The organism is Streptomyces sp. MA5143a (genome assembly GCF_900290235.1).
Classification (GTDB): Bacteria; Actinomycetota; Actinomycetes; order Streptomycetales; family Streptomycetaceae; genus Streptomyces.
Genome location: NZ_OLMK01000091.1, coordinates 1 through 839, shown reverse-complemented (window position 1 = coordinate 839; position 839 = coordinate 1). Strand labels below are relative to the sequence as shown.

Sequence of the window (839 nt, the reverse complement as noted above, 5' to 3'; positions counted from 1 at the left end):
AGCCCGAAGGCGGGGTTCTGCTTGCGGATCTCGATCATGCGGCGGGTCCAGTGCAGCAGCGACGAGGGCGAGGACATCGACGCCTCGACGTTGGTGACCTGGTAGCCGTAGACCGGGTCCATGATCGTGGGGAGGGACAGCCGCCCCGGATCACTGGACGAGAAACCGGCGTTGCGGTCCGGGGTCCACTGCATCGGCGTACGGACGGAGTCCCGGTCGCCGAGCCAGATGTTGTCGCCCATGCCGATCTCGTCGCCGTAGTAGAGGATCGGCGAGCCGGGCAGGGACAGCAGCAGGGCGGTGAAGAGTTCGATCTGGTTGCGGTCGTTGTCCAGCAGGGGGGCGAGGCGGCGGCGGATGCCGATGTTGGCGCGCATGCGCGGGTCCTTGGCGTACTCCGCGTACATGTAGTCGCGCTCTTCGTCGGTGACCATTTCGAGGGTGAGCTCGTCGTGGTTGCGCAGGAAGATGCCCCACTGGCAGTTCGAGGGGATCGCGGGGGTCTTCGCGAGGATCTCCGAGACGGGGTAGCGCGACTCCCTGCGCACCGCCATGAAGATCCGCGGCATGACGGGGAAGTGGAACGCCATGTGGCATTCGTCGCCGCCGCTGGTGTAGTCGCCGAAGTAGTCGACCACGTCCTCCGGCCACTGGTTCGCCTCGGCCAGCAGCACCGTGTCGGGGTAGTGGGCGTCGATCTCCTTGCGGACCCGCTTCAGGAACTCATGGGTCGCCGGAAGGTTTTCGCAGTTGGTGCCCTCCTGCTGGTACAGGTACGGCACGGCGTCCAGGCGGAAGCCGTCGATGCCCAGGTCCAGCCAGAACCGCAGCGCCGAGAT

The 839-nt window shown here is 66.4% G+C and carries 1 protein-coding gene; it reads right to left on the bottom strand.

What is annotated here, in order from left to right; all coding sequences use genetic code 11:
- A partial coding sequence (locus tag SMA5143A_RS33200; RefSeq protein ID WP_258193877.1) for an alpha-amylase family glycosyl hydrolase occupies window positions 1-839 on the bottom strand: 839 nt, incomplete at both ends.